Annotated in this window: 27 protein-coding genes and 1 riboswitch; of the genes, 23 read left to right on the top strand and 4 right to left on the bottom strand. The window is 41.8% G+C overall.

Annotation, left to right across the window (positions count from 1 at the left end; all coding sequences use genetic code 11):
- Positions 1 to 24 precede the first annotated feature (24 nt).
- Both ACBP55_RS20655 and ACBP55_RS20650 read left to right on the top strand, forming a co-directional pair.
- Positions 25 to 465 (top strand): YciI family protein, encoded by a 441-nt coding sequence (locus tag ACBP55_RS20655; RefSeq protein WP_464644613.1) that lies wholly within the window; start codon positions 25 to 27, stop codon positions 463 to 465.
- A 1-nt stretch (position 466) separates the two neighbouring features.
- A complete protein-coding gene (locus ACBP55_RS20650) occupies positions 467 to 808 on the top strand; it encodes a DUF1801 domain-containing protein (protein ID WP_464644611.1) in 342 nt (113 codons plus the stop codon).
- 100 nt (positions 809 to 908) lie between these two features.
- Here the strand turns inward: ACBP55_RS20650 and ACBP55_RS20645 are convergent, their stop codons facing one another.
- Positions 909 to 2,666: an ABC transporter ATP-binding protein gene (locus ACBP55_RS20645; protein WP_464644610.1), complete on the bottom strand. Its 1,758-nt coding sequence runs from the start codon at positions 2,664 to 2,666 to the stop codon at positions 909 to 911.
- Between the two features lie 436 nt (positions 2,667 to 3,102).
- Here ACBP55_RS20645 and ACBP55_RS20640 point away from each other — a divergent pair, with 436 nt between their 5' ends.
- From ACBP55_RS20640 to ACBP55_RS20605, 8 genes are all read left to right on the top strand, one after another.
- The gene (locus tag ACBP55_RS20640) at positions 3,103 to 3,261 is read left to right on the top strand and encodes a XapX domain-containing protein (protein WP_464644608.1); all 159 of its coding nucleotides are present in this window, start codon (positions 3,103 to 3,105) and stop codon (positions 3,259 to 3,261) included.
- Positions 3,262 to 3,436: 175 nt separating this feature from the next.
- A riboswitch (cyclic di-AMP (ydaO/yuaA leader) is annotated at positions 3,437 to 3,569 on the top strand.
- Positions 3,570 to 3,574: 5 nt separating this feature from the next.
- Complete coding sequence (locus ACBP55_RS20635; RefSeq protein WP_464644606.1) at positions 3,575 to 4,225, top strand: CAP domain-containing protein; 651 nt, start codon at positions 3,575 to 3,577, stop codon at positions 4,223 to 4,225.
- A gap of 230 nt (positions 4,226 to 4,455) precedes the next feature.
- On the top strand, positions 4,456 to 4,911 hold the full coding sequence (locus ACBP55_RS20630; protein ID WP_464644604.1) for a GNAT family N-acetyltransferase: 456 nt from the start codon (positions 4,456 to 4,458) through the stop codon (positions 4,909 to 4,911).
- Positions 4,912 to 4,939: 28 nt separating this feature from the next.
- A complete protein-coding gene (locus tag ACBP55_RS20625; RefSeq protein WP_464644602.1) occupies positions 4,940 to 5,446 on the top strand; it encodes a DUF402 domain-containing protein in 507 nt (168 codons plus the stop codon).
- 270 nt (positions 5,447 to 5,716) lie between these two features.
- Complete coding sequence (locus ACBP55_RS20620; RefSeq protein ID WP_464644601.1) at positions 5,717 to 6,547, top strand: sugar phosphate isomerase/epimerase family protein; 831 nt, start codon at positions 5,717 to 5,719, stop codon at positions 6,545 to 6,547.
- 183 nt (positions 6,548 to 6,730) lie between these two features.
- The gene (locus ACBP55_RS20615) at positions 6,731 to 7,573 is read left to right on the top strand and encodes a GNAT family N-acetyltransferase (protein ID WP_464644599.1); all 843 of its coding nucleotides are present in this window, start codon (positions 6,731 to 6,733) and stop codon (positions 7,571 to 7,573) included.
- A 64-nt stretch (positions 7,574 to 7,637) separates the two neighbouring features.
- Positions 7,638 to 8,423, top strand: coding sequence for an arylamine N-acetyltransferase family protein (locus ACBP55_RS20610; protein WP_464653362.1), 786 nt, complete (start codon positions 7,638 to 7,640; stop codon positions 8,421 to 8,423).
- 159 nt (positions 8,424 to 8,582) lie between these two features.
- The gene (locus tag ACBP55_RS20605; protein WP_464644597.1) at positions 8,583 to 9,935 is read left to right on the top strand and encodes a stalk domain-containing protein; all 1,353 of its coding nucleotides are present in this window, start codon (positions 8,583 to 8,585) and stop codon (positions 9,933 to 9,935) included.
- Positions 9,936 to 10,008: 73 nt separating this feature from the next.
- Here ACBP55_RS20605 and ACBP55_RS20600 read toward each other — a convergent pair whose 3' ends face one another.
- A complete protein-coding gene (locus tag ACBP55_RS20600; RefSeq protein WP_464644595.1) occupies positions 10,009 to 10,569 on the bottom strand; it encodes a hypothetical protein in 561 nt (186 codons plus the stop codon).
- Between the two features lie 195 nt (positions 10,570 to 10,764).
- Between ACBP55_RS20600 and ACBP55_RS20595 the strand changes: the two genes are divergently transcribed.
- Positions 10,765 to 11,739, top strand: a complete 975-nt coding sequence (locus tag ACBP55_RS20595; RefSeq protein ID WP_464644593.1) for a C40 family peptidase — start codon at positions 10,765 to 10,767, stop codon at positions 11,737 to 11,739.
- 161 nt (positions 11,740 to 11,900) lie between these two features.
- On the opposite strand, the gene ACBP55_RS20590 is transcribed toward ACBP55_RS20595, so the two are convergent.
- Entirely contained in the window at positions 11,901 to 12,815 is a 915-nt protein-coding gene (locus ACBP55_RS20590; RefSeq protein ID WP_464644591.1) for a polysaccharide deacetylase family protein, read from the bottom strand.
- Positions 12,816 to 13,044: 229 nt separating this feature from the next.
- On the opposite strand from ACBP55_RS20590, the gene ACBP55_RS20585 reads away from it, so the two are divergent.
- The 8 genes from ACBP55_RS20585 (at position 13,045) to rpoN (ending at position 21,475) form a co-directional block, all read left to right on the top strand.
- The gene (locus ACBP55_RS20585; RefSeq protein ID WP_464644589.1) at positions 13,045 to 13,377 is read left to right on the top strand and encodes a metal-sensitive transcriptional regulator; all 333 of its coding nucleotides are present in this window, start codon (positions 13,045 to 13,047) and stop codon (positions 13,375 to 13,377) included.
- A 17-nt stretch (positions 13,378 to 13,394) separates the two neighbouring features.
- Entirely contained in the window at positions 13,395 to 13,598 is a 204-nt protein-coding gene (gene copZ / locus ACBP55_RS20580; RefSeq protein WP_464644588.1) for a copper chaperone CopZ, read from the top strand.
- Positions 13,599 to 13,693: 95 nt separating this feature from the next.
- Positions 13,694 to 16,123 (top strand): heavy metal translocating P-type ATPase, encoded by a 2,430-nt coding sequence (locus ACBP55_RS20575; protein ID WP_464644585.1) that lies wholly within the window; start codon positions 13,694 to 13,696, stop codon positions 16,121 to 16,123.
- Positions 16,124 to 16,363: 240 nt separating this feature from the next.
- Positions 16,364 to 17,059, top strand: a complete 696-nt coding sequence (locus ACBP55_RS20570; protein WP_464644584.1) for a response regulator — start codon at positions 16,364 to 16,366, stop codon at positions 17,057 to 17,059.
- Positions 17,056 to 18,144, top strand: coding sequence for a sensor histidine kinase (locus ACBP55_RS20565; protein ID WP_464644582.1), 1,089 nt, complete (start codon positions 17,056 to 17,058; stop codon positions 18,142 to 18,144). The genes ACBP55_RS20570 and ACBP55_RS20565 overlap by 4 nt, the downstream gene beginning before the upstream one ends.
- 153 nt (positions 18,145 to 18,297) lie before the next feature.
- Entirely contained in the window at positions 18,298 to 19,113 is an 816-nt protein-coding gene (locus ACBP55_RS20560; RefSeq protein WP_464644580.1) for a hypothetical protein, read from the top strand.
- A 21-nt stretch (positions 19,114 to 19,134) separates the two neighbouring features.
- The gene (locus tag ACBP55_RS20555; protein WP_464644578.1) at positions 19,135 to 20,028 is read left to right on the top strand and encodes a F510_1955 family glycosylhydrolase; all 894 of its coding nucleotides are present in this window, start codon (positions 19,135 to 19,137) and stop codon (positions 20,026 to 20,028) included.
- Between the two features lie 121 nt (positions 20,029 to 20,149).
- A complete protein-coding gene (gene rpoN, locus ACBP55_RS20550; RefSeq protein WP_464644577.1) occupies positions 20,150 to 21,475 on the top strand; it encodes an RNA polymerase factor sigma-54 in 1,326 nt (441 codons plus the stop codon).
- Positions 21,476 to 21,493: 18 nt separating this feature from the next.
- Here rpoN and ablB read toward each other — a convergent pair whose 3' ends face one another.
- Positions 21,494 to 22,351, bottom strand: a complete 858-nt coding sequence (gene ablB / locus ACBP55_RS20545) for a putative beta-lysine N-acetyltransferase (protein ID WP_464644576.1) — start codon at positions 22,349 to 22,351, stop codon at positions 21,494 to 21,496.
- A gap of 301 nt (positions 22,352 to 22,652) precedes the next feature.
- On the opposite strand from ablB, the gene ACBP55_RS20540 reads away from it, so the two are divergent.
- Genes ACBP55_RS20540 through ACBP55_RS20525 form a run of 4 tightly spaced genes read left to right on the top strand, consistent with a single transcriptional unit; the run spans position 22,653 to position 25,660 of the window.
- Entirely contained in the window at positions 22,653 to 22,916 is a 264-nt protein-coding gene (locus ACBP55_RS20540) for a YokU family protein (RefSeq protein ID WP_029194275.1), read from the top strand.
- A 34-nt stretch (positions 22,917 to 22,950) separates the two neighbouring features.
- On the top strand, positions 22,951 to 24,303 hold the full coding sequence (locus ACBP55_RS20535) for an aspartate aminotransferase family protein (RefSeq protein WP_464644575.1): 1,353 nt from the start codon (positions 22,951 to 22,953) through the stop codon (positions 24,301 to 24,303).
- Positions 24,300 to 25,031: a CoA transferase subunit A gene (locus ACBP55_RS20530; protein WP_464644574.1), complete on the top strand. Its 732-nt coding sequence runs from the start codon at positions 24,300 to 24,302 to the stop codon at positions 25,029 to 25,031. The genes ACBP55_RS20535 and ACBP55_RS20530 overlap by 4 nt, the downstream gene beginning before the upstream one ends.
- On the top strand, positions 24,998 to 25,660 hold the full coding sequence (locus tag ACBP55_RS20525) for a 3-oxoacid CoA-transferase subunit B (protein WP_464644573.1): 663 nt from the start codon (positions 24,998 to 25,000) through the stop codon (positions 25,658 to 25,660). Before ACBP55_RS20530 ends, ACBP55_RS20525 begins: the two co-directional genes overlap by 34 nt.
- The last annotated feature ends 7 nt before the right edge of the window (positions 25,661 to 25,667 follow it).

Genomic DNA, 25,667 nt, shown 5'->3' with positions numbered 1-25,667 from the left:
CTTCCTGTAAGGAGGGAAACGATTGTGCGATTTATGTTGATTATCAAGGCGTCAGGGTACTCGGATTCGGGTGTAAAGTTCAGTAGGGAACACAACGATGCGATGGCTGCCTACAACAAATCTTTGGCCAGAGCCGGAGCGCTCTTGGCTTCCGAAGAGCTTCAGCCTAGTTCTAGCGGGATCAGGATTTTGTATCCATTACATAGCGGAGAGCCAGAGGTAAAGGCTGGCCCTTTTCCGGTAGATCAAGAGCTCATAGCCGGTTATACGCTGATCGATGTGAATTCAGAAGATGAGGCAGCGGCGTGGGCACTTCGGATGCCTTTTCCAAGAGGATGCGGGGCATTTGAAATTGAGATGCGGGAGCTCAAAGAGAATACGGATTCTACGCGAGACGCTAGAATATTGGCCATGGAAGCTGATTTAGAGGACCACATCAACATGTTAAAAAAAGGAGAGTATTAAAATGAATCAGGAAGTAACCGATTTTATTGACGCGTTAAAAGAACCATGGCAGGGGAAACAGTCCAATCATCTGCGTGAAGTTGTCCACCAGGCCATACCGGATGTGCATGAACGAATGCAATATAAGAAACCCCATTTTTTGAAAAACGGAAAATACGCTGCTGTCATCTCGACGTCGAAAGACGCAGTCAGCTTTACGATCTTTAATGCTGTCGGACTTGAGCTTCCCGAAGGCATGTTCGGTGGCCCTCCAGAAAGGAAAACACTGAAGCTGCGTAAAGGGGAAACTTTTGATTCTGGTCAGCTGGTGTCATTGGTCAGCCAAGCCGCAGGCTCACTTTAATAGCTAGTTCGACAGTGCGGAGCAACTAAATCGTACGGGGTAATCGGAGAAGGCAGCCGACCTGATTGGATCGGCTGCCTTCTACGATCTGTCAGAAAGATTACAGCTGCTCGACACTATTTAAATTTTGCACATTAAATAGGCGGAAATAAGCTCCGGCTTCCTTCATTAATTGATCATGAGTTCCAATTTCTTTAATTTCACCATTTTCAATGAGAACAATCTGATCAGCATGAGTAATGGTAGATAGTCGATGTGCAACTATCAAAGTCGTCCTATTTTTCGCTAATTTACTGAGAGATTCTTGAATCAAATGTTCTGATTCTAAGTCAAGCGCGGAAGTAGCTTCATCCAAAACCAATATACTTGGATTTTTCAGAAAGACTCTCGCAATGGCAACCCGTTGCTTTTGTCCTCCAGATAACTTCATTCCCCGTTCGCCAATTTCCGTATCATATCCCTTGGGCAGATTCACAATAAAATCATGTGCATTTGCTGCTTTAGCTGCAGATATCATCTCTTCTTCGACTGCATTTGGATTACCCAAAAGTATATTTTCACGAACAGTTCCGCTAAACAAAATATTATCTTGTAAAACCATCCCTATATGAGAACGCAGGCTCTTTATGGTCATGTCTTTAATATTCAAATCATCCAATAAAATATTCCCTTGCTGAATATCGTAAAACCGAGGTAGCAAACTGATAAGTGACGATTTCCCTCCGCCGCTCATTCCTACAAACGCAATCGTTTCACCAGGTTGAATGGTAAGTTGAATTTTATTCAAAACCCAATCCGATGTGTTATCATAACGAAAACTAACATCTTGAAAATCTATTTTTCCTTTTATTTTGTGAACAATTTTGGCTTGTGGAGAATCAATAATGTCGTAGGGTTCATTCATGAGTTCAATTACACGATCTAATGATGCACTTGCTTGAGTTAACTCGGTTGAGGAATTAACCAATCGCCGCAGCGGACTGTACAAGCGATCTAAATAGGCATAAAAGGCTACAAATGCTCCTATCGTCAGGTTACCTAGAATAACTTGATATCCTCCATAGGCTAAAACTAACAAAGGGGCTGTATCCGTTATTGTATTAATAATGGAGTTGGTGATTGCATTCCACTTCGTCAGTGCCAATGCACGATTTAGAAATTTATTGTTTCTGAGACCGAAATTTTCTTTCTCATAATCTTCTAAAGTGAAGCTTTTAATAACTGGAATTCCATTTACCTTCTCGTGTAAATAGCCTTGCATTTCCGCAAGGGCTTGAGAGCGAGATTTGGTTAAGTTTCTTAGCTTTTTATATAACGTTTTGACAGAAAAGGCGTATAAGGGAAATACAGCTATAGCTACCATGGTTAGACCAAAATCCATATGAATCATAAATGCGATAGCGATTGTAAGGGTGAATAAATCGAGCCACACATTCATTAATCCTGTTTCAACGATACTTTTCGTTTGTTCAGCATCATTTATCATTCGAGAAATAATTTCGCCTGTTCTATGATTCTGATAATAACGCAAGGATAGCTTTTGAATATGAGCATAAAGCTGATTGCGTAAATCGTACAGAATACGACTCGTTGTTAATTGTGCAAAATACTGTCGAAGGTATTCAATTGGAGCTCTTATAATAACAAAAAGTACAAAAGCAAATATCATCACCTCAATCAGCTTTTGCGTCTTTTCTGCTATTGAAATAGTACTCAATAACAAATCATCGATGATATATTTCATAATTAAAGGTAAGGTTAAAGGAATTGCGAATTTGACCATACCAATGAGAATGGTGATAAGAACAAGTTTCCAATACGGCTTAACAAATTTGAAATATAACTTGAAACTAGTCATTTAGACAAACTCCTTAGTAAAACTAATGATAGAGAAACCCTTTAAACCAGACCTATTATAGCAATCCTTATCGGATATTCAAAGACATAATTATTTCGCAGTTTTTCACCTTCGGATCGTGCTAAATGATCAAAATCCGGGTGACTTTCCTAAGCAATCGACTAAAAAAAATGAGAGTTTTTTTGTTTACAAGTTAAGCAAAGATATAAAGGGATATTTCAGTTCCTATTGTAGTAATAAATGACAGTCTTTTGAAGCAAATTATGGAGAACGAACACGGTATAGGACAGACGATAGTCGAAGGCTGTTTGCGTAAGACAAATGTGACTGTACCTACCCGACGGTTTGTTATTATCGGATATGGAACGTGTGGAAGCGGTGTGGCTCGATAATTACGATTTTAAAGATGCAGTCTAACAATCGAGGTGTCTAAAGAATGAAGGAACTTCTGCTGTCATTAGGAGCAGGTTTAATTATTGGTATTATCTTCAAAGTGTTGAAGCTGCCTTTGCCCGCACCGCCTGTACTGTCGGGTATTCTAGGTATTGTTGGTATTTATGCAGGCGGAAAGCTAATGGAATTGTTTCTAAAATAGGAAGCAGGCCTAATTAGAAAAAGGAGGAGTTTGATCGGGTTTCATCCTTCTTTTTCTATCTTGTTATTGCAGCTTCGAACCGGCTGATACCGCTTACAAAATATTGTTGGAAAATTTTGAGTCATGTTCTCGATGATTTCACATGTTACAATTTATAAGATTCAAGTGGATCAAATAACTCAGAAGGCCGAAGCTTTCTATAAGCACGGGGGACCCATTATTTGGGGTGAAGCCGCTAACTGCGGCCGGGTGATTACTCTTTGACCCGAATCCGACAGCTAACCTCGCAGGCCGCAAAAAGGAGAGGTTTATTTTGAAACGTTACAAAAAACTTGTGGTTACCAGCGCAATTGGATTGAGCATCCTCGTTGGGGCGAGCGCGGCAATGGCCTCACCAGCAACCCACACGGTATCGGGCAATGATACGATGTGGTTAATATCCAAGAAGTATGGCGTTAGCCTTTCTTCGTTGATTAAAGCGAACCCTCAGATTGCCAATCCGAACGTGATCTGGTCTGGTATGAGCCTCAACATTCCTGGCAGCACAAGCACAAATGCAGGTACCAAAACGCCTATTACGACTGCGCCATCCCAATCAACTTTTGCTAGCCAAGTGGTTAACATCGTTAACCAGGAACGAGCAAAGGCTGGACTTCGTCCATTAGCTAGCAACAGTGCACTAACCGCTATGGCTTTGGACAAAGCAAAAGATATGTACAATAACGGCTATTTCGATCATACCTCGCCGACCTACGGGTCTCCATTTGATATGATGAGCAAATACGGCATTCGCTATTCCTACGCAGGTGAGAACATTGCGAAAGGTCAACAAACGCCTGAAGCTGTCATGACAGCTTGGATGAACAGCACAGGTCATCGTCAAAACATTCTAAGCCCCAACTTCACCCAAATCGGTGTTGCTTATTATAACGGCGAATGGGTACAGGAATTCATAAGTAACTAAGACAGTATTGTATGTCTGCAGAATATTTTAAGTATAACCAGCAACCTTATGTTGCTGGTTTTTTCATTGTAAAGGAAGATTTCTCTGACACTGTCGACGAGCCACGGCTCGAGGAGCTCGCTGAGTGAAAGATCATTCCGCCTTGAAACTGATTCCTCTTGTATAGTTGAAAATGAATATATTAAAACGTATTATAGTGATTAAAAAATAGAAACTTAGGAGTGATTTGAATGGATATTAAAATAGATGATTTAACTGGACCTAAAGTGGTTGCATTAATTGGAGAACATCTGCAGGACATGGCATCTCTCTCTCCGCCAGAAAGTACACATGCTCTGGATCTGGATAATTTGAAAAAACCAGAAATTACTTTCTGGAGTGGATGGGAACAAGATGAATTAGTGGGTTGCGGGGCAATGAAGGAACTTGATCGTCAACACGGCGAAATAAAATCAATGCGAACTTCTTCCTCCCATCAAAGAAAAGGCGTCGCCAAACGAATCCTTGAGCACATAATTGAAGAAGCCAAGAGACGTGGGTACCAACGGGTAAGTTTGGAAACGGGTTCAATGGAAGCTTTCGAACCAGCTAGACGACTGTATGCAAGTTTTGGGTTTCAATATTGCCAGCCGTTTTCGGATTACATAGAGGACCCTAATAGTGTATTTATGACAAAGGAATTATAAGTTTAATTCAAACCATAAGGATGAATCAATGAACAATCTGATAACAATTCAGGCTTTAAAATACGGAGACCAGCTACATTATGAGTGGAACACAACTATATTAGAAAAGACGGATTCACACATTTTTGTCCTAGGAAATTACGGAAGAAAATTAAATCATTACACGAAGCAAAAAGTATTTACCATAGAGGCTTGGACGATTGAATATTTCTCATTTCATTCATGGTTTACGGTTAGTGCCGATGTCGTTGGCGGTAACATCCAACAATTCTATTGCAATATTAATCAACCAGCAAAGATCAAAGGAAACGTTGTTTCTTTTGTAGATTTAGACCTGGATTATGTACAAAGAAACGGTGAATGGAAGGTAGTTGACGAAGATGAATTTGAGAGCAATGCAATTAAATTTGCTTATCCAGAACCTTTAATTCATAAAGCTCAACAAGAATTAATAGGCTTAAAGGAACTTGTTAGTAAAAAATCGTTTCCTTTTGATGGATCGCTCGAAAAGTTCATTGACCATATTCCAAGCTAAATGATAACCATTTGCCGCAGCATAATAATGGGGAGGAATCTTAATTTTTATTTCCCCATATGCTGTAATAACTATCCTTAAGTATCTGATCAAGTGAGGAGCTGGCTGTGTGGCCAGTTCCTCTTTCTTTGTACGGATGAATGAAAGTTGATGTTATTCAGCAAATTAAAAGCAGCACAATAAGAGATATATGTGTGATTTCGTATATTGTGATCACCGCAGCGCTCTGATAAGATACTACCAAACAGTAGGGCTGAAAGGGTGGAAAGTATGCCATTTTTATCATTAACGAGTTGGAGCTTACATCGAAATCTGGGGCCATTGCGGTGGACCCACTGGGATGAAATTGCACGTACTCAAATAACGGCTACCCAAGACCAGCCAGAACTCCTTTCTTTGCTTGAATTACCGGCGGTGCTTGCGAAGAAAGGCTTTAGATCGCTGGAAGTGTGTCATTTTCATTTTCCGGATACAAATGATGCCTATTTGCAAGGTTTGAAACACGCATTCAAGGAAGCAGGTCTCCAATTTTACTCGTTGCTGATTGAATACGGTGATATTTCCAGTTCGGATGATTTGCGCAGACAATCGGACATCTTGTGGATCAAAGGCTGGATCGATATAGCTGCACGAGTGGGAGCTGAAAGGGTCCGTGTGATAGCCGGGGATGCGGAGCCTATGGATCAAGAAGCTTTGCAGAGATCGGTTGATGCACTTCGTGAACTAAGTTCTTATGCTGCTGCAAAAGGAGTGCGCGTAGTCACTGAAAACTTTCATTCTCTAACCTCAATCGCGGATAATTGCCTTGCTTTATTGGAAGGTTGCGGGGAGCTTCTTGGGTTAACCTCGGATTTTGGAAATTTCAAAGGTAACGAGAAATATGGTGAACTTGTCAAAACGATTCCGCATAGTGAATCAATCCATGCCAAAGCACAAACGAATTCTGATGGATATCCGGACGAAGCTGAGTTTATTCGCTGTATGGAAATTGCCAAACAAGCTGGATATGAAGGACCTTTAACTCTTGTATATGACGGACCTGGCGATATGTGGGAAGGCATTGAGCGTGTAAGGAAGCTTGTAACACCTTATTTGAATTAAAATTTATTGTTTGTAAGATCGTCATTGCGTCAATGAGATTATCGGAAGTCAGGACATTATTATTACAGTACAAACCGCTTATAGGGCGGTTTTTTTTAATTTTAATTTATGAATACGACTCATATTATTTATCATGTAGATGCATTAGAATGGGAATTACAGAGGGGAAGGGAGATGGTTTGTTTGATTAGACTTATCAAGTATGATGATCTTACATTATTTAAGAATGATGTTATTTCTTTTTTAGTACAATTTGAAGCAGAGAACAATTTAGTATTAGGTGTCTTACAGTCTTTAAGTGAAAAAGATGAACTTCCTTTTTTTATGGCTGCTGTATTAAAAGATAACGACATCGGGATGGTCTTCCTACAAACACATCCTAGTGAAATTATTTTATCAAAATCGGTTTCTTTTTCATCAAAGGAAATTCACGAAATAGGAGAAAATTTGATTGCCGCAAACCAAGATATACCAGGTTTTAAAGGTGAAAAGAAATTAACTACTGAACTAGCTATGTTTATTTCTAACGTTAAAGGAATTCAAGCAAATGTTCTAAGGAATCAAAGAATTTATCAACTAGAGAAAATTAAGAAAAAAGCAATTTCGAATGGAAATCTTCGGAAAGTTATAGAAAATGATCATCCCATTATTAAAGATTGGGTGTATCATTTTTGTTATGAAACTAACCAACCTATAAGTGTAGAAGAAGCAGATAAAAGAGCTGCAAGAATGATTAATAAAGGAAGTTTAGCTGCATGGGAAGTGAACGGAGAAATGGTTTCCATGGCTTCTTCTATACGTCCAACCCCAAATAATATATCAATCAGCTATGTGTACACCCCAATTAGCGAAAGAAATAAGGGATACGCCTCTGATTGTGTTTCGGCATTCACTCAATTCTTGTTAGATCGTGGTTATAAAACAACAAGTTTATATACGGATCTCAGTAATCCTACTTCCAATAAAATTTATATTCAAATTGGATATGAACCAATAATGGATTCAATCGGGATTGTTTTTAAATAAAAGTATTGCGGGTTTATTCCAAAGCGCCCCATACAAGGAGGAATCAATGGAGGAAATCTATAAAATGAATGAGTTAAATGGTTTATTTCGTAAAAGACTATGCATTCCAGAGAACGAAATACTTACATTTGAAAAATTAGATAACATTCTTGTGAAAACAGCAAGAACCATTCCTTTTGAAAACTTAGACATCATTTCAAATGAAACAAGTACTATTACAAAAGAGAGTTTGATTTCCAAAATTCTCGTGAAAAATGAAGGCGGTTTATGCTATCAATTGAATCCACTGCTTTATTTTTTCCTAGTTGAAAATGGGTTTAATGCCGTGTTAGTTCGCGGAGAAGTGTACAATTATGCTGCGAAGGACTGGTCAAAGCTTGGGAGAACTCATGTAACTATTCTTTTGCAGCATAATGGTCAAACGTACTTGGTTGATACCGGATTTGGTGGAAACTTACCACTAAAACCTGTGCCGCTAAATGGAGAAACTGCCTCATCTGTGAATGGAGAATTTCGAGTCCGAGCAACGGAAACTGATTATGGGGACTATATACTTGAAATGAAGCTAAAATATAAAGATACAGATTGGAAAATAGGGTATGCTTTTGATACAAAACGACCATTAAAGGACTTATCTGAATTGAATGAAGTCCAAGGAATCATCGTCCAGCACAAAGAATCACGATTTAACAAAACTCCACTGATGACTCAACTTACAAGCGATGGAAACGTTACATTAACCGATACTTCTTTCACACAATGGATTCATGGGAAATCGAGCAAGGAACAGATTGACAAGGAAAAATTTAAAGAGCTAGCAAAGCAGCATTTTGGATTTCAAGAACTATGAGAAGCCGTGTTGAAACGGCTTTTTTTTATTTTCATTCAGCATAGTTTGCGTCATTTTATATGGTGAAAATTAACATTTTTTTAATAAGGATAGGGATGTCCTTTTACACTTGTCTGTTAGCCTAGTTAAGATAGAAACTAAGCATAGGGGTGCAAATGGATGAAAAAAATGTTGAAAACATGGATAGGAGCAAGTCTTACAAGTGTGATGCTGCTAGGTGGAGGAGCAACAGTCGTCACTGCTGCCGATATGGGCGATTCAGCGCTGCGCACGACGGTTGAAAGCATGAACGGCACATTAGGTTGGGCTTCAGATGCACAACAAATTACGGTCGATATTGCAGGAAGCAAAGCAACGCTGAAATTAGGTTCAGTAGACGCAACTTTGAAGGGACAAGCTGTGAAGCTGGACAAAGCGCCTTATTTGGCTAATGGCGTTACACAAGTGTCAGCCGCCACAGTGACACAGTTGAAGGATGCTTTCAAGAGTACGGACAAGCTTCTGTTCACCTATTCTTCTGTAGGGGATTGCCGCATTGACAGCACAGTAACAGATGCTTCTGCACAGGATCTGAAGTGGCTTGTAAACAGCAAAGTGTTAACTCGAATGATGGATGAAATGCAAGTACAGAAGTCAAGCATGCTGTTCTACAATGGTGACATGATCATGGGTTACACACCGAACTCGGATGTAAATATTTTGAACCGCGAATATGCGTTCTGGCGTGGAATCGTAGCTACAGCGTTCGAACACGGCATGTACGTGTTTCCAGTGCCGGGCAATCATGAGACACAGGACAATTATGTGGACTCGAATGGCAAAACCGTGAAGGTATCGACCAAAGCAAACGAAGATACATGGCGGGATAACATGGGTGACATCATTGTTGACCAGAAGCGTTTTGCACAAATACTAGGTGAGAATATCGCAGGATGGGACCCTACTAACTATCCGCAAATCGGCATGGATCATATCACAACACAGCAACAGCAATTAGACTATTCCTTCGACTACCGTGGCTCCCATTTTGTTGTGATCAACACGGATCCAACAGGAAATGACTCCCACGCACCAACGGAATGGCTGGATAAAGATTTGAAAGCGGCCAAAGATCGTGGCATGAAGCACTCATTCATTTTCGGGCACAAGCTTGCTTACACTTATTATTTTGACTCCTCTGCAAAAATTAGTGGACTTGATGTAGATAAAGACGCGGCTAGCGCGTTCTGGAAAGTAGTTCAAGACAACAAAGCTACTTACCTGAGTGGTCACGAGCACATCTTCAATGTAAGTCGTCCGAACAACGGTTCCGCTTACCAAGTAGTTGTTGGTTCCGGCGGTTCCCCATTCGAAGCGAAGAAAGCAACAAGCAATCCGATTGACCGCGACTACGCTTATGTAACTGTAAAAGTGTACGAAAGTGGTAAAGTACACTTTGATGCGTACGGATTCGATGCGTTCTATGGCCCTACTCAAAACTTCATGAGCTGGGATTTAGATCAAGGCTTCTAAGTCTAAAAAGAAAGTCGTCACGAGGTTCTCGTGGCGACTTTTTTGTATCGTTAGGTAGTCCGGATGGGTGCAACTACTGTCCAAGAAAAAATGAATTTTCATAAGAGGCGCCGTTTGGGAATCGAAATGTTAACTGCAAAGCGCTGCCGGACTCCCCTGTAACAGTTAGTAGATAAGGAGATTTGACGAGCTCCCTAACAGCACTTGATAATTTGGCGTCATTTTGAGTATTTATCGCATTAACGATTCTATATACAAACCGTCGATCAGTAGCTAGCTTAAAATACAGCGGAACTACCGCTTTAGACAATAAACGAAACTCATTTGCTCTGAATTTTTTGTTCTCGGTGCGAACCGCTGTTAGGTTACAAAGCTGATTACCTAGAACACCAAAACAAATAAAAAATCCAATTTGCTCTACTTCAATAGATTCTGATGAAACGGAAGGTATCGTTTCTTTGATGATTCTGTCGATTCTATCGCCGCTTTGCTCCCGAAGCGCCCTTGCAAATCGAGTTGAATAAGCGGCATCGTTTGCCACACGGCGATACAGCGGAAGCATCGTCCCTGCAGTTCCTTGAAGCAACATACTCTGAATTTGTTGAATTTGGATCTTCTCTTGTATTTTCTTCACGTTGGTTTCACTCCGTTTTTTTCTAAATAGTATCATTTAATGCAGCAATATCTGATTACGATAGGGGCAAGGTCCTACTCAATCTGTTGAATTTCTTTGTTTCATAGTTTAATTTCGAAAAATTAGGCTCGAGATATAGTCCCATTTCTCAACCCACTGAATAAAAAATAATATCCAATCTAAGGTGGGATAGAAATGGCAATTGCAAGTAAGTTTCAAATGACTATCTTTTTGTCACAAAAGGACTTTTTCGAAAATATAAGAAGGACTTTCAAAAATAAAACGCTTATTGTTCAAAATGGCATTGGTTATCTTGCTCTGGATGATGTGCTGGAGATTCTAGAGTATGATCTAAAAGGAGGAAATGCCAGATTCCATTTTGCTACGGACGGTTCTGAATTTGTATCGCTTCCGCGTAGTGGCGGGATAGCAAGAAGAGAGGATGTCAACTTCCGCATTGATCCTTTAATAACTGATCAAGGGAAATTATACGTGAGTTTGCGCTCTATCAATCGGCTCTTTAATGTCGATGTATCAGCAGATTTGGTGAAAAGACAAGTTTTTATTCGCCAACCCGCACTATTTTTCATCACCTTTAAAGGAGATACATTACGAAGTTTAACTAAGCTTTTAAACACTACGGTGAATAAATTGCTTGCACTAAATAAAAATTTAACAGAACCAATTCCAGCAGGTATACGCGTTAGGATTCCTACTACTCAACCTAATTCTCCCACTAATAAAGGGATTACGAAAAAATCAACCGTCAGAATCAAACAAACAGAAAAGGCACCTGCCATTATTTCTCTTGGCAGGACATTGCTAGGAACGCGCTATCAATTTGGGGCAGCCCCCTATCCAAGGTCAAAACGATTTGATTGTTCATCCTATTTGCAATACATTTTCGGGAAAAGTGGAGTCGCATTGCCCAGAACTTCTAGAGCTCAAGCGACAGTGGGCAAGAGGATCAGGCAAAGGGACATAGAGCCTGGAGATGTATTATTCTTCCGCAGACCTCGCTATTCGGATAATCGAATTGGTCATTGTGGGGTCGATATCGGAAATGGGCGAATGCTGAACACATATTCCTCCCCTCCCGGTGTGACAATAACTAGATGGAAAGATCCGTATTGGTTAAGCAGATACATCACTGCTCGCGAAATTTTATAGGCTGAGCAAAACGATAAAAGGGACATGTGGTAATGCTCTAGTAAAAATGGGATGCTTTACGGCTTAGAAGGAAGAAGAAGCCCTGGCAAAACTGCCAGGGCCTTTAATATGTAAAATATAAATATTCCTACATACAACAAGGTGGTAATTATTTTTGAATACTATTCTGACATTCGCTGCTTTACGATAATGTTTTTCAAGAATATTCTCAGATTTCCGGTTACGCTTGTTTCACCATTGAGTATGCGTTGCAGACTTTTTGCTGTAACATGTGCTGATCCAACATTTACCCGTTTAATCAACTTAGTTCCAGGCGTGTTCAACCCATCCAACCCAGTAAAGTAATATTTAATTCCTAACTGGTCTCCGATATCTAAAAGGGTTTTATTATACCTCCCGTGAGGAAAACAGAATAATTTATCTGGATTTCCTAATTTCATTTGAATGATTTCATCTGCTTTTTTTAGATCGATTTTGACTCGTTGTTTATATTCTTCCTCGGTTTCCATTCTGTTCTGGTCTTTTAAATAGATAGGATTAGTTAAGGGAGAAATCGGATTTCCGTTTTGATCAGCAGCAAAATCATGAGAATTAAAGGTGTGGGAGTAAAAATCAAAACCATCTCTCTTCATGGTTTGAATTTCATCCCAGTTCAAAAAAGGAGTTCCAGGATTGGTTCCTAAGTAATTTACAATAATGAAATTAGTAGCCGTCATGTTTTGCTCTTTCAAAGCAGGATAGGCATAGTTGTAAAACGATTCATACCCGTCATCAAAGGTAATTACAACGGCATCAGGGGGAACAGAGCCTTTACCATTTAGAAAATTAACGAATTCTTTCATTGAAATCACATGATAGTGATTAGCCTTCAGCGCTTCTAAATGTTTTTTGAATGTATCAGGAGTAATGGTAAATTCAGATTCGGTTGGATCGATGTGGTGATATTCAAGAACTGCAACCCGGTTGCTGTAGTGGTATCCGTTATAGGTTTTATACTTATCATTTAATAGTGCATAACAAAATACCAAACATACAAATGCTATACAAAAGTATTTTATAAAGTTATGTTTAGACATGTTGTGTAATCTCCAACTTTCCATGGTATCATTTACTCATCAATCCTGAGGCTTGCGAGATGTGTCAGTACCCGATTATACGACTAAAAAAGAACGAGGTAAAGTTTTACGCTTTCGTCGTATTCCCTAATTAGATTTTGAAACTTGAAAAAGAAATGGAAAAATTTAAAAAAGGGCTTGATATAGGGTATGGGGGTATAGTATATTATAAATGTGAGGAGGAAATGCTATGGAACAACATGGTAACCAAGAACTAAATGAGGCCAACTGTCATTCGGGCAGTGATCGAAAAAGTCATCATTCGGATAAAACAAAAAACAATTTGATTTCTAGGCTCAATCGCATCGAAGGACAAATTCGGGGTGTGAAAGGTCTTATTGAGAAGGATACGTATTGTGACGATGTGTTAAATCAAATCGCCGCGGTTCAATCCGCTTTAAACGGTGTTGGGAAACTGCTTCTCGAGCATCATCTAAACAGCTGTGTGATCGAACGCATTCAAGAAGGCGATAATGAAGTTATCAAAGAACTCATGATTACCATGAATAAATTAATGAAATAATAAAGGAGAGATTAGATATGCAAACAGTTACACTTAATGTTGAAGGTATGTCCTGCGGTCATTGCGTGAATTCCGTTGAAGGCGCAGTTAAGAAACTTGGTGCTACCGGCAAAGTTGATTTGAGTGGCGGATCCGTTACGGTAGATTTCGATGAGTCTAAAATTTCTTTGGACGCTATTAAAGAAGCGATTGAAGAACAAGGCTATGACGTTGCGAAATAAGATAAATGAGCCGCTGCAGGCGGCTCCAATGTAACACCTATTTTTTTTCAAAAAAATATACCCCATAGGGGTATGAGTGGGCTGGAGGAACTGAAATGGCGAAACCATTAGAGCAGCAACAAGCGAGTCTGCAAATTACAGGCATGACTTGTGCGGCATGCGCGAACCGAATAGAAAAAGGCTTGAAGAAATTAGAAGGTGTTGCAGATGCCAACGTGAATTTTGCACTTGAGAAGGCTTCGGTGACGTATAACCCGAATCAAATCAGTGTTTCTACCATGGAAGAGAAAATACTGGATCTGGGTTACAGCACCGTAAAGGATACAGTCGATTTTAATATCGTTGGTATGACCTGCGCAGCGTGTGCGACTCGTATTGAGAAAGGTTTAACTAAAATGTCTGGGGTTAGTAAAGCTACAGTTAACCTCGCCTTAGAAACAGCCCATATCGAGTATAGCGCAGCAGAAGTTTCTGTAAGCGATATGGTTAAAAAAGTCGATCAGCTTGGATACCAAGCCATACGTAAAGAGGAAGTGGAAGCTAAAGGCGATTATAAGCAAAAGGAGATACGCCACAAGAAAATACAGCTAGCCGTATCAGCAATCCTTTCGCTGCCGCTTCTGTGGGCCATGGTGAGCCACTTTACATTTACATCTTGGATTTACCTGCCAGAGTTCTTGATGAATCCTTGGGTCCAGCTTATTCTTGCCACACCTGTACAATTCATTATCGGTAGTCAGTTTTACGTTGGAGCATACAAAGCACTTCGCAATAAAAGCGCCAATATGGATGTGCTTGTTTCTCTAGGCACTTCAGCCGCGTACTCCTATAGTTTATACTTAACGCTGCAATGGGCAGCATCTACGGATGCTCATCACCATGCGCCTGATATGTACTACGAAACTAGCGCGATTCTTATTTCTTTGATTATTTTAGGAAAACTATTTGAGGTGTTGGCAAAAGGGCGAACCTCTGAAGCCATCAAGAAATTGATGGGGCTTCAAGCGAAAACAGCGTTAGTCATTCGAAATGATCAAGAAATGTCGATCCCGGTTGAAGAAGTTGTCATCGGGGACATGGTACTTGTAAAACCGGGAGAGAAAATTCCAGTCGATGGTGAAGTTGTAGACGGGTTGTCTGCTGTTGATGAATCCATGCTTACGGGGGAAAGTATCCCTGTCGAGAAGAAAACCGGTGACGCTGTTATAGGCGCTACTGTTAATAAAAACGGCAGTTTGAAAATTAAAGCAACTCGTGTTGGTAAAGAGACAGCTCTTGCTCAAATTATTAAAGTTGTGGAGGAAGCCCAAGGCTCCAAAGCACCCATTCAACGTATAGCTGATGTGATCTCGGGTATTTTTGTCCCGATCGTTGTAGGCATTGCTGTTGTCACATTTCTGGTTTGGTTTATCTGGGTTGAGCCTGGTGAATTTGCAGCTGCTTTGGAAAAGGCTATTGCTGTCCTTGTCATTGCTTGCCCATGTGCATTAGGTCTTGCAACACCAACTTCGATTATGGCCGGATCCGGTCGCGCAGCGGAATTTGGCATCCTGTTTAAGGGCGGAGAACATTTAGAATCGATGCAAAAAGTGCAAATTATTGTACTTGATAAAACGGGTACGGTAACGAAAGGCAAACCGGAACTTACCGACTTTCAAATTGAAAACATAGATGAAGAAGATACAATTCTTAGACTAATCGGCTCTGCCGAAAAACAATCGGAGCATCCGCTTGCTGAAGCGATCGTTGCCGGAATTGTGTCTAAAGGTATTGCCCTTACTGCCACAGAGCATTTCGAAGCCATTCCTGGCTACGGAATTCGTGCCATTGTAGAAGGCAAGGAAGTGCTGGTTGGAACCCGTAAGCTCCTGCAGCGTGAAACCATTGATTTCGGAAAAGCAGTTACTGACATGGAAAAGCTCGAATCCAATGGTAAAACCGCTATGCTCGTTGCAGTGGATAACAAGTACGCAGGTATGGTAGCCGTAGCGGATACGATCAAAGACACATCGAAAGAAGCGGTCTCTCGCTTAAAACAAATGGGCATCGATGTCATCATGATGACAGGTGACAACCAACGGACGGCGCGTGCTATCGCGAAGCAAGTTGGCATCGATCATGTTCTCGCGGAAGTCCTTCCGGAAGGCAAAGCCGAAGAAGTGAAGAAACTACAAGAACAAGGAAAAATAGTGGCAATGGTGGGTGATGGCATCAACGATGCTCCTGCTCTTGCGACTGCAGACGTCGGGATAGCTATCGGCACCGGCACCGACATCGCCATGGAAGCAGCGGACGTGACACTGATGCGCGGAGAGCTTACAAGTATTACAGATGCCATTTATATGAGCCGTAAAACGATGACGAACATTAAACAGAACCTGTTTTGGGCACTTGGTTACAATACACTCGGGATTCCGATTGCGGCTCTTGGACTTTTGGCTCCTTGGGTGGCTGGTGCTGCAATGGCACTAAGCTCGGTATCTGTTGTGTTAAACGCCTTACGTTTGCAACGAATGAAGTTATAATCGGTATATCTGAGAGGGGATGTCGGTGGCGAGCCCAATTCGTTATAACCATCTATTGCGGTCTTGCTAATGTCCGATGTTCAAGCAGACAGGTTGATTCCGATGGTTCAAAAGCTCATTCATCATTTTCAACTACATGGCAAAATGAAAGAAAAGTTCTCGAAATATATTACTCGGGTAACAATCGAGTCATTGCGCGAGGCAATTGCAGAGTAAGTGTAACGGGGGTCTACTCGATTTATGAAGACAATTTTAATCGTTGATGATGAAGAAAAGATTCGTGAAGTTGTAGCATCCTATATGCAAAATGAAGGATATTCGACTGTTGAAGCCGGTACGGGAAAAAAAGCACTTGAACTTGTTCGCGGTGGAAATGTTGATCTTCTTATTTTGGATCTGATGCTTCCTGACATGTCCGGGGAAGATGTATGCAGAGCGATATGGCAGTTTTCTCCTGTTCCTGTAATCATGCTAACAGCGAAAGTTTCTGAAGATGACCGCGTCCAAGGATTAACACTTGGTGCCGATGATTATGTCGTGAAGCCATTTAGCCCGCGTGAATTAACAGCAAGAGTAAAAGCCATTTTGCGCCGCGTGCAAGATGATACGCTTCTTGCAGAAATCATCTCGTTTCATAATGACGACCTTGTCATTCGGCCGATAAAACATGAAGTTTATAAAATAGGGAATCTGATAAGTCTAACTCCAAATGAATATAAATTGCTGCTGATTATGGCACATCATCCAAACCGAACCTTTACACGGGAGGAATTAATTGAGAAAGTGCTCGGTTTTGATTTTGAAGGCGATACTCGTTCGATCGATCAGCATGTCAAAAACCTCCGTCAAAAGATAGAATCAGATCCCAAAAAGCCTCAATACATCGTTACCGTCTTTTCCGTTGGATACCGGTTTACTGGAGGCGAAGCATCATGAAAGGACTATACGCTCGTATTGTCATCGCTTTTATTGGCGTAGCCTCCGGTGTTTTGCTCATCTCAACCATAGCGTTTATTTTAGAAACACACTACCACTTCTCCTTGTATCAGCACCAAGCTATGGATATGAACGCTCCCGCATTTGATACCCATTTTGAGCAGGCATTAGTACAGTCTGTTCTTTGGTCTGCTATTTTAGGTATATTGCTCTCGATTCTGTTAAGTCTGTTTGTTGCTAAAAGGCTCACAGCTCCGCTGATACACATGAAAAAGGTCGCAGAGCGAATGGCAAGTGGAGAACTTGGAGCAAGAACGACTGTCAAAGGCAATGACGAGATCGCCGATCTAGGCGGCTCCCTTAATCATCTCGCTGAACAGCTCATGCACCAGGAGCAGTTACGCAAAACAATGACTGCCGATGTGGCGCATGAATTAAGAACACCGCTTGCAACACTTAAAAGTCATATGGAAGCGATGATTGACGGTGTTTGGGAGCCCACTCCTAAGCGACTAAAATCGTGTTATGAGGAAATCGAGCGTCTACGGTTTCTCGTCGGTGATTTGGAACAATTATCGGAAATAGAATCGCCGCAATTTCAGCTTCAATTGCGACAACAAGAAATATCTGCAGTTATCAGACAATGTATAGAAGCGTCGCAAGCTGCTTTTATCGAAAAAGGAGTTAAATTGGAATTATCTGAAAGCACTCCAGTATCCGTTGTAATTGATCGGCAGCGCTTTGGTCAAATCATGACAAATTTATTATCCAATGCTCTTAAATTTACGTCAGAAAGCGGGAATGTGTCGGTAAGCATAAAAGAAGAACAGAACAATGTAACCATAATCGTGGCAGATACAGGCATCGGAATTAAGGAAAGCGAATTGCCATATGTGTTCGAACGGTTTTATAGAGGAGAAAAATCACGAAATCGTCAAACAGGAGGAGCTGGAATCGGCTTATCGATTGTTAATGCGATTATTGAAGCTCATGGCGGGGAAATTCACATCAAGAGTGAAGAAGGCAATGGAACAGAAGTCAGTATTCATTTGAAAAAATTCATCAATAGCCCTTCAAAAGATTAAACAGAGATCTAACTGTGTATTGGGCATTACTGCGAATAGGTTAACTTCAATGATGATCCTCACAAGATCTACATAAGTACCTTTTATAATAAGGTGATAAAAAGCAGAGAGACTTTGATCTCCGCTCAAAGATCCCTATATTAGGAGGAAATCATGAAAAAAGTAGCGATTTCAATTTTACTTACGGCTGCGCTCTTTTCGGCATGCGGAAAACCAGGCAGTTCGATGGACCATTCATCGCATAGCGAGATGGCCAAAGAAGCAGCTTCCACACAAGCAGGAAATGTCCAAGCGCAGTTTAAGCTTTCTAGTGAAAAGACAATACCGAACCAAGATACAACGATTACGATTAAAATTCAGGATAAAGACGGCAAATCGATTGATAAATTTGATACTGTACATGAAAAACAGATGCACTTTATCATTGTGAGCAAGGATTTATCTTTCTTTAACCACATTCACCCCGATTACAAAGGGAATGGTGAGTTTACCGTTACCACACAATTTCCGACAGCGGGTGAATTCAAAGTGATCGCTGATATCACTCCAACGGGTATGGGAGCTATGAGTAAGAGCCAATGGATTACGGTCCAAGGAGCACTGCCTGCTCAAAAATCAATTGAACCTGATGCTACATTAACTAAAGTGGTGGACGGTAAGGAAGTCACACTTTCGATTGATCACCTTATGGCGGGCATGGAACTAAACTTGAACTTCAATATTATAGACGCTCAGTCGAAGCAACCTGTCAAAGACCTACAGCCTTACCTAGGAGCAGTTGGACACGTCGTAATCTTAACCCAAGATGCAGAAAATTATCTACACGTGCATCCGACGGATGAAAAGGCGTCAGGACCGGATGCCAAATTTATGACGACGTTCCCGCATAGCGGCATATATAAGATTTGGGGACAATTCCAGCAAAATGGTAAAGTATTTACCGTTCCGTTTGTTGTCAAAGTACCTTAAATCATGAATAGGGGAAAGAAATTGAACTATAAATTTATGATTGTTTCTTCAATAGTAGCAGCCTCATTAATGCTGTCAGCGTGCTCCTCTTCTAAAGTGTCAATGGAGCATATACACGGTTTGGGTTATAGCACCGATGGAAAGCAAATTGTGATTCCTGCGCATACTGGCTTGGTTGTTTACTCAGGAAATAAATGGAGCCAAGCGGATGCTCCGAAAAACGATTATATGGGCTTTGTTTCTGTTGATAATGGTTTTTATAGCAGTGGTCATCCTGGAGTCGGCTCTAATCTGAAAAACCCAATAGGAATCGTGAAAAGTTCCGATATGGGAAAAACAATAACGAAACTCGATTTAGAGGGAAGTAGCGATTTCCATGGAATGACGGTGGGTTATAAGACTCATACCATTTATGTATTTAATGCACAACCCAATCCAAAGATGAAATCGACGGGATTGTATTATACAAAAGATGATGCAAAAACGTGGAGCAAATCAGAGATGAACGGTTTTTCAGGAGAACCTTTAACAATGGCGACTCATCCATCCGACGACAAGGTGATAACACTCGGATCCAAGGAAGGATTATATCTTTCCAATGATTATGGAAATCATTTCGAAAAGTTGTTTCCGGGATTAGTTGTGACAACTTCAGCATTTAGCCATAACGGTGAATTGTTTATAGCGTCAGCAAATTCTTCGGCGATGTTTCAAGTCAATCTAAGCAGTAAAGAAAAGAAAGAAATCAAACTTCCTTCCTTGGATAAAGATGATGCCATTTCTAATATTGCTCAAAATCCGAAAGATGCAAATGAAATCGTGTTGGCAACTTTCAAAAAAGATATATTTATTAGCAAAGACGTAGGCGCGAAATGGACCAAAATCGCCGATAAGGGCAAAGGAATTTCGAAATAATAGGAGAATGTGAGAAGATGCCGTTATTTCTAGCGGCGTCTTTTTCTTTTCTAGTCGAAATGGGCAAAAAAGGATCAAACCTGAATACATATAGAAGCAAAAACGTAAAGGGGTGATGTACATGCGCCCAGGATACGGAATGTTCCAACAGCAAGTTGCGAAAATGCGATTGACTCCGCAGCTGCGAAAAGCTATAACGATTCTCAAGCTCTCGACCCCGGAATTGCTGGAGGCAGTCCAGCAGGAGATGAATGATAATCCGATATTGGAATTCTCCGGAAACGAAGGGGATGCTTATACAACCACTCATAAATTTCAGCGTTCAATAGGCAGGCGTGAGCAGATCTATGACCCCTTACAACACGCCTCATCGAACGAGTTATCCCTGGAAAGGCATTTAAAGGAGCAGTTGAGCTTTGTGAAAAAGATCTCGCCATCCATTCGTAAAATGGTTTCGTTTATGATCGGAAATCTGGATAACAATGGCTATCTAGGGCCCTCTTTGCATGAAATTTCCGATGTATGTAAGGTCGATCTTGCTCAAGCGGAACTTGCGTTAAGAATCTTGCAGGGTTTTGATCCCATCGGTATCGGAGCTAGAAATTTAAGAGAATGTTTGCTTCTACAGGTCCAGTCCTTGTCGGAATGCTTTCCGTTAGTCTCCTTATTAATTCGTAATCATCTGAAGGATGTTGCTGATTACCGCATTCATAAGTTGTCGACGATACTGCAAGTGACCTCTCAAGAAATTCAGGCTGCGATCGATGTGATCAAAGAATTGAATCCAAGACCCGGCTCAGCCTATCACATAGAAGCTGTTCATTATATTATTCCCGAGGTTATCATCGAAAAGGCAGGTGAACAGCTCGTTGTGCTGATTCATCAAGCAGCGTCGCCCCGCCTATCGGTTAATGGGTATTACCAGCGAATGGGGAAAGAGAGTAGTAACTATAACGAAGCAGCCAAGTTCCTCACTGTTAAATTAAATTCAGCAATGTTTTTCTTAAAATGTTTGGAACAAAGACGAAAGACCATATTCCGAGTAGCACAAGCCATTGTGGAGGAACAGGCTGAGTTTTTTTGGAAAGGTGCATCTTATCTGAAACCTATGACGTTGAAGCATATTGCGGATAAATTGGGCGTGCATGAATCAACGGTAAGCCGCGCGACAGTTGGCAAATATGCTCAAACACCATGGGGCATATTCGAGCTGAAGCACTTCTTTCCCTCCGGTTTACTTAAGGAAACCGGAGATTCAGCATCCTCGGAGCATATAAAAGCAAGAATAAAGGAATGGATTCAAAGGGAAAACATCGCCAAGCCTTACTCTGACCAGAAGCTAACAGAGCTAATGATACAGGAAGGTATTCAAATTTCTCGACGTACGGTAACTAAATATCGGGAGGAGTTAGGCATTTCTTCTTCACTGAGAAGGAAACGCATATAGATACTAAGGAGGGCACAATCACTTCAACATTTTGCACCACAAATTCATGTCCTCAAATTTATCGAAAATATCACAATTTTTCGTTAGTCTGCCATAATATTGGTACCCCATCTGAAAGAATACGGCATTCATACCGAAAGATAGAGCTCTGGATAACGAGTAAGCGCAAGTGATGTTTCGCGTAATTAAGTCATCTTCCAAAGCATGCATAAGCAGTCTCATGAGTCCTTGATTTCGATAGGCAGGGAGTGTGGCGCAATCCGTCATTTCCGCATTAGCGTAAACCGTATTGATCTCTGCGGATGCGGCGCTAATCAGTTGCTGCGGAGATTCTATCAGATAATAAATCGTACCCTCTCGCATGGTTTTTTTGACATACTCAGGTTCATTCATAGGTGTCGGGTACGTTTGAAATATTTGATCATATAAAAGAGAAAGCTGCTCAGCATCCTCCATCCTTGCTATACGCAGTGTACATTGTTCCGGAACTAAGGGCCGATCTGGCTTGAGGGGAAGAGCGAGCACTTGCTTTAATATATGATCTTCCTCTACCCAATAATCGCTAGTCCGCCGCTCAAGATCATCATAGAGAGCCATACAGTAAGCGTCGCCACCGTTGAAATATCCTTTATAAATTCCCTCAAGCATGCAGCCTTTGGATAGAAAGGTTTGCCAATCATCTTCTCTCGATTTAATAAATATTTTGGTCAAAGCATTAGCTTTGGCAATTTCGACAATTCGCTTGCAGATGGCATCCACATTTCCTAGATAATCATCTACTCGAAGCCTCTTATTCAAGAAATCAAGGCAATAGCTTACCGTATATTCGTAGTAATTCTCAACCAGATTTGTATACGTTGGCAGATTACTTGGCATACAACATTCCCCTTTTTTCCTTAAAATAGTTCCATCCAGCTATGTGCAAAAATAGTGCCAACTGCAAAACGAGATCCTGTTTTATGCTGCAAGCGTGCAATACCGTGTGAAATCTAATTTTTTGCTGCCAAAAATATAGCAACTGCCAAATAATTGGCGGCTTTTCCCACAATGACCGACCCTGCAGCAGTTTAGATGCCTACTTCGAAAAGTTGGCATTTATTTTGCATAATAATCAGACAGCGATAAGAAGGTTCTATATTCATCACTTTGTGGGGTACATGGAGGAGGATGGACGCATATGAAATGCATATGGTGTGAGACCGAGGATATTCGTGAAAGTGTGAAAGATTGCTACTGGATCATGCCAGACGGGAGAGTGTCGGTTCAGATTTTGGAAGTCCCGGCTATTGAATGCGCCAACTGTCGTACTTACGTATTGGAGAGCACCGCGCAGCAAATTGAAGAGACACTTTACTGGCATGATGTATCCGCGTTAGGTACTGCATTCAGCTATGAAGATCTGTTGAAGGCTCCTCGGGTTAAGAATATGTTTCTAAAATAAAACCATAGCAATGGTTATCAATGGAGGGAGACATATGACACGGGAGCATTTGATTAAGCCGGTTTTGGATCACCATTATCCCACCATTCAATATGGAAAAGGCGTTTTTTTGTACGATGATCAAGGCAAAGCCTATATAGACGCTTCCTCGGGAGCTGTGACAGCCGGAATCGGACACGGGGTTCAAGAAATCATCGATGCGATGCTGGAGCAGGCGGGCAAGGTCTCTTTTGTCTACCGTTCTCAGTTTACCAGTGAACCTGCCGAAAAGCTCGCGAAGAAACTGAGTGATTTGGCGCCTGGCCATGATTACTGGGCTTTCTTTGTGAACAGCGGATCTGAAGCAACGGAAACAGCGATGAAGATTGCCATTCAGCACTGGCAGGAGAAGGGGCGCCAAGGAAAAAATAAAGTTATTTCAAGACGGATGAGCTATCACGGTATCACGATGGGCGCTCTTTCGATGTCAGGCCATGTACTTAGAAGAAGACGATTTATTCCGTTATTGGAGGACTTTCCGGTCGTTGTTCCACCCTATTGCTACCGCTGTCCGCTTAACAAAACCTTTCCGGATTGCAAATTGGCGTGTGCGGATGATTTGGAATCCGCTATAAAACGGATTGGAGCCGAACATATCGCAGCATTTATTGCTGAGCCAATTATTGGAGCTGCAGGGGGGGCCATTGTACCGCCCGAAGGATATTACAAGAGGATCAAGGAGATTTGCGAGCGGAATGAGATCTTATTCATCGCTGACGAGGTCATGACGGGCATTGCCCGCACAGGAGCTATGTTCGGTATGCAGCATTATGGCGTCGAACCGGATCTGATTGCTCTAGGAAAAGGCATGAGCGCTGGATATACGCCAATGGCGGCAGCTTTGGTTAAAGATCATGTGATGGAACCCATTTTGAAAGGCTCCAAAAGCATCATGTCTGGCCACACCTACAGCGCAAATCCGCAATCAACGGCAGTTTCACTGGCGGTTCTCGCCTATATTGAAGAACATCAGTTAGTCAGGGCAGCAGAGCTTAAAGGCAGCTATTTGCTGGGCCAGATGCGCCAAATGGCAGACCAGATCGAGATCGTCGGCGATGTGAGGGGCCAAGGACTTCTTTTGGCTATGGAATTCGTTTCCAATCGGACCGACAAGCTGCCGTTTCCATCTGAGCTAGGTATCACCTCTCGGATCATCGAAAAAGCTTTTCAAAAAGGCTTGATCGTGTATCCTGCATCAGGCGCGGTGGATGGGGTAGGCGATGCCATTATTTTAGCTCCTCCTTTTGTGATTACAGAAGAAGAAATGGATCAGCTCGTGCGGATTTTGGAAGAATCCATTCGGGAAGTCATGGCCCAGGTTACCCGATCCGAATTGGAGGAGAGATGATGGTGTCACGTGAGAATTCACATGCGGTCTTAGAAGGAAAAGTAAGGACTTTGGAAGATGCGCTTAATGAAATCACAGATGGTTGTACGTTGATGTATGGCGGGTTCGGCGGTATTGGAACGCCTCCAACGTTGATTGAAGGTATTTTGCAAAAAGGAATAAAAGATCTAACGATCGTTGGAAATGATACCGGGTTTCCGCATATCGGCATTGGTCGCTTAGTCACAGCAGGCAGAGTTAAGAAAGTGATAGCCTCCCATATCGGCTCCAACCCGAACGCCGGCCAAAGGATGGAGGATGGCACTATGGAGGTGGTATTTTACCCGCAAGGAACGCTAGCAGAGAAAATTCGGGCAGGCGGCGTAGGTCTTGGCGGGATACTGGTGGATGTCGGCGTCGGAACGATAATGGAGCAGGGGAAGTCTACCGTATCCATCGACGAGAAAAAGTATCTGGTGGAGCCTGCACTGACGGCAGACGTTGCTATTGTTCATGCAAAAAAAGCTGATCCATACGGGAATCTTGTCTATGATAAAAGCGGCAGAAATCTAAATCCATTGGTCGCCATGGCCGGCAAATTTACGATCGCTGAAGTCGAAGAGATTGTAGCGCTTGGCGAGTTAGACCCCGAAAACATTGTAACGCCGGGCATTTTCGTAGATATGGTGATACTCAGCAGAGGGGTGACTTGGGAATGGGTATGGGAAAAGAAACCCGCGTCCGAATAGCAAAGCGGGCTGCGGGGGAATTAAAGGACGGCATGGCCGTCAATTTAGGAATCGGCATTCCGACGCAGGTTGCAGATTACGTTCCAGAAGGCATCGATGTTGTTTTTCATGCGGAAAATGGGATTCTTAGGGCAGGGGGTGCCCCGCTTCCGGGGGAAGAAGATGCTTTTCTCTGCAACGCAGGGGGATACCCTGTCACGATAACTAACGGTGCTTCCTACTGCGATAGCAGCATTGCTTTTGCCATGATTCGCAGAGGCTGCATAGATATCACAATACTTGGGGCGCTAGAGGTTAGTGAGCATGGGGATTTGGCCAATTGGATCGTACCGGGGAAGCGGGTGGCAGGGATTGGAGGGGCGATGGAGCTTGCGCAAAAAGCCAAAAAAGTCATCGTTCTAATGAACCATGTTAACAGGCAGGGAGAATCCAAAGTGAAAAAACAGTGTGACTTGCCGCTAACAGCGCGGGCCTGTGTCAAATTGATTATTACGGAAATGGCCGTGATGGAGGTCACTGATCAAGGATTGCTTTTAACAGAAATCATGCTTCCTTATACGATTGAGGACGTTGTCAGCCATACGGAAGCTGCATTAATCATTCCGGAGAACATAGCGTACATTCCATAACCGTGTG

It is taken from the genome of Paenibacillus sp. WG02, assembly GCF_055396115.1.
This window is presented reverse-complemented; position numbering and strand designations above follow the sequence as displayed.

What these genes read in the sequence shown, in the direction of transcription:
- ACBP55_RS20650 (WP_464644611.1), top strand. Translation starts at nt 467, where the DNA reads ATGAATCAGGAAGTAACCGATTTTATTGACGCGTTAAAAGAACCATGG.
- ACBP55_RS20645 (WP_464644610.1), bottom strand. Translation starts at nt 2,666, where the DNA reads ATGACTAGTTTCAAGTTATATTTCAAATTTGTTAAGCCGTATTGGAAA.
- ACBP55_RS20640 (WP_464644608.1), top strand. Translation starts at nt 3,103, where the DNA reads ATGAAGGAACTTCTGCTGTCATTAGGAGCAGGTTTAATTATTGGTATT.
- ACBP55_RS20630 (WP_464644604.1), top strand. Translation starts at nt 4,456, where the DNA reads ATGGATATTAAAATAGATGATTTAACTGGACCTAAAGTGGTTGCATTA.
- ACBP55_RS20625 (WP_464644602.1), top strand. Translation starts at nt 4,940, where the DNA reads ATGAACAATCTGATAACAATTCAGGCTTTAAAATACGGAGACCAGCTA.
- ACBP55_RS20620 (WP_464644601.1), top strand. Translation starts at nt 5,717, where the DNA reads ATGCCATTTTTATCATTAACGAGTTGGAGCTTACATCGAAATCTGGGG.
- ACBP55_RS20610 (WP_464653362.1), top strand. Translation starts at nt 7,638, where the DNA reads ATGAATGAGTTAAATGGTTTATTTCGTAAAAGACTATGCATTCCAGAG.
- ACBP55_RS20605 (WP_464644597.1), top strand. Translation starts at nt 8,583, where the DNA reads ATGAAAAAAATGTTGAAAACATGGATAGGAGCAAGTCTTACAAGTGTG.
- ACBP55_RS20595 (WP_464644593.1), top strand. Translation starts at nt 10,765, where the DNA reads ATGGCAATTGCAAGTAAGTTTCAAATGACTATCTTTTTGTCACAAAAG.
- ACBP55_RS20590 (WP_464644591.1), bottom strand. Translation starts at nt 12,815, where the DNA reads ATGTCTAAACATAACTTTATAAAATACTTTTGTATAGCATTTGTATGT.
- ACBP55_RS20585 (WP_464644589.1), top strand. Translation starts at nt 13,045, where the DNA reads ATGGAACAACATGGTAACCAAGAACTAAATGAGGCCAACTGTCATTCG.
- copZ (WP_464644588.1), top strand. Translation starts at nt 13,395, where the DNA reads ATGCAAACAGTTACACTTAATGTTGAAGGTATGTCCTGCGGTCATTGC.
- ACBP55_RS20575 (WP_464644585.1), top strand. Translation starts at nt 13,694, where the DNA reads ATGGCGAAACCATTAGAGCAGCAACAAGCGAGTCTGCAAATTACAGGC.
- ACBP55_RS20570 (WP_464644584.1), top strand. Translation starts at nt 16,364, where the DNA reads ATGAAGACAATTTTAATCGTTGATGATGAAGAAAAGATTCGTGAAGTT.
- ACBP55_RS20565 (WP_464644582.1), top strand. Translation starts at nt 17,056, where the DNA reads ATGAAAGGACTATACGCTCGTATTGTCATCGCTTTTATTGGCGTAGCC.
- ACBP55_RS20560 (WP_464644580.1), top strand. Translation starts at nt 18,298, where the DNA reads ATGAAAAAAGTAGCGATTTCAATTTTACTTACGGCTGCGCTCTTTTCG.
- rpoN (WP_464644577.1), top strand. Translation starts at nt 20,150, where the DNA reads ATGCGCCCAGGATACGGAATGTTCCAACAGCAAGTTGCGAAAATGCGA.
- ablB (WP_464644576.1), bottom strand. Translation starts at nt 22,351, where the DNA reads ATGCCAAGTAATCTGCCAACGTATACAAATCTGGTTGAGAATTACTAC.
- ACBP55_RS20540 (WP_029194275.1), top strand. Translation starts at nt 22,653, where the DNA reads ATGAAATGCATATGGTGTGAGACCGAGGATATTCGTGAAAGTGTGAAA.
- ACBP55_RS20535 (WP_464644575.1), top strand. Translation starts at nt 22,951, where the DNA reads ATGACACGGGAGCATTTGATTAAGCCGGTTTTGGATCACCATTATCCC.
- ACBP55_RS20530 (WP_464644574.1), top strand. Translation starts at nt 24,300, where the DNA reads ATGATGGTGTCACGTGAGAATTCACATGCGGTCTTAGAAGGAAAAGTA.
- ACBP55_RS20525 (WP_464644573.1), top strand. Translation starts at nt 24,998, where the DNA reads ATGGGTATGGGAAAAGAAACCCGCGTCCGAATAGCAAAGCGGGCTGCG.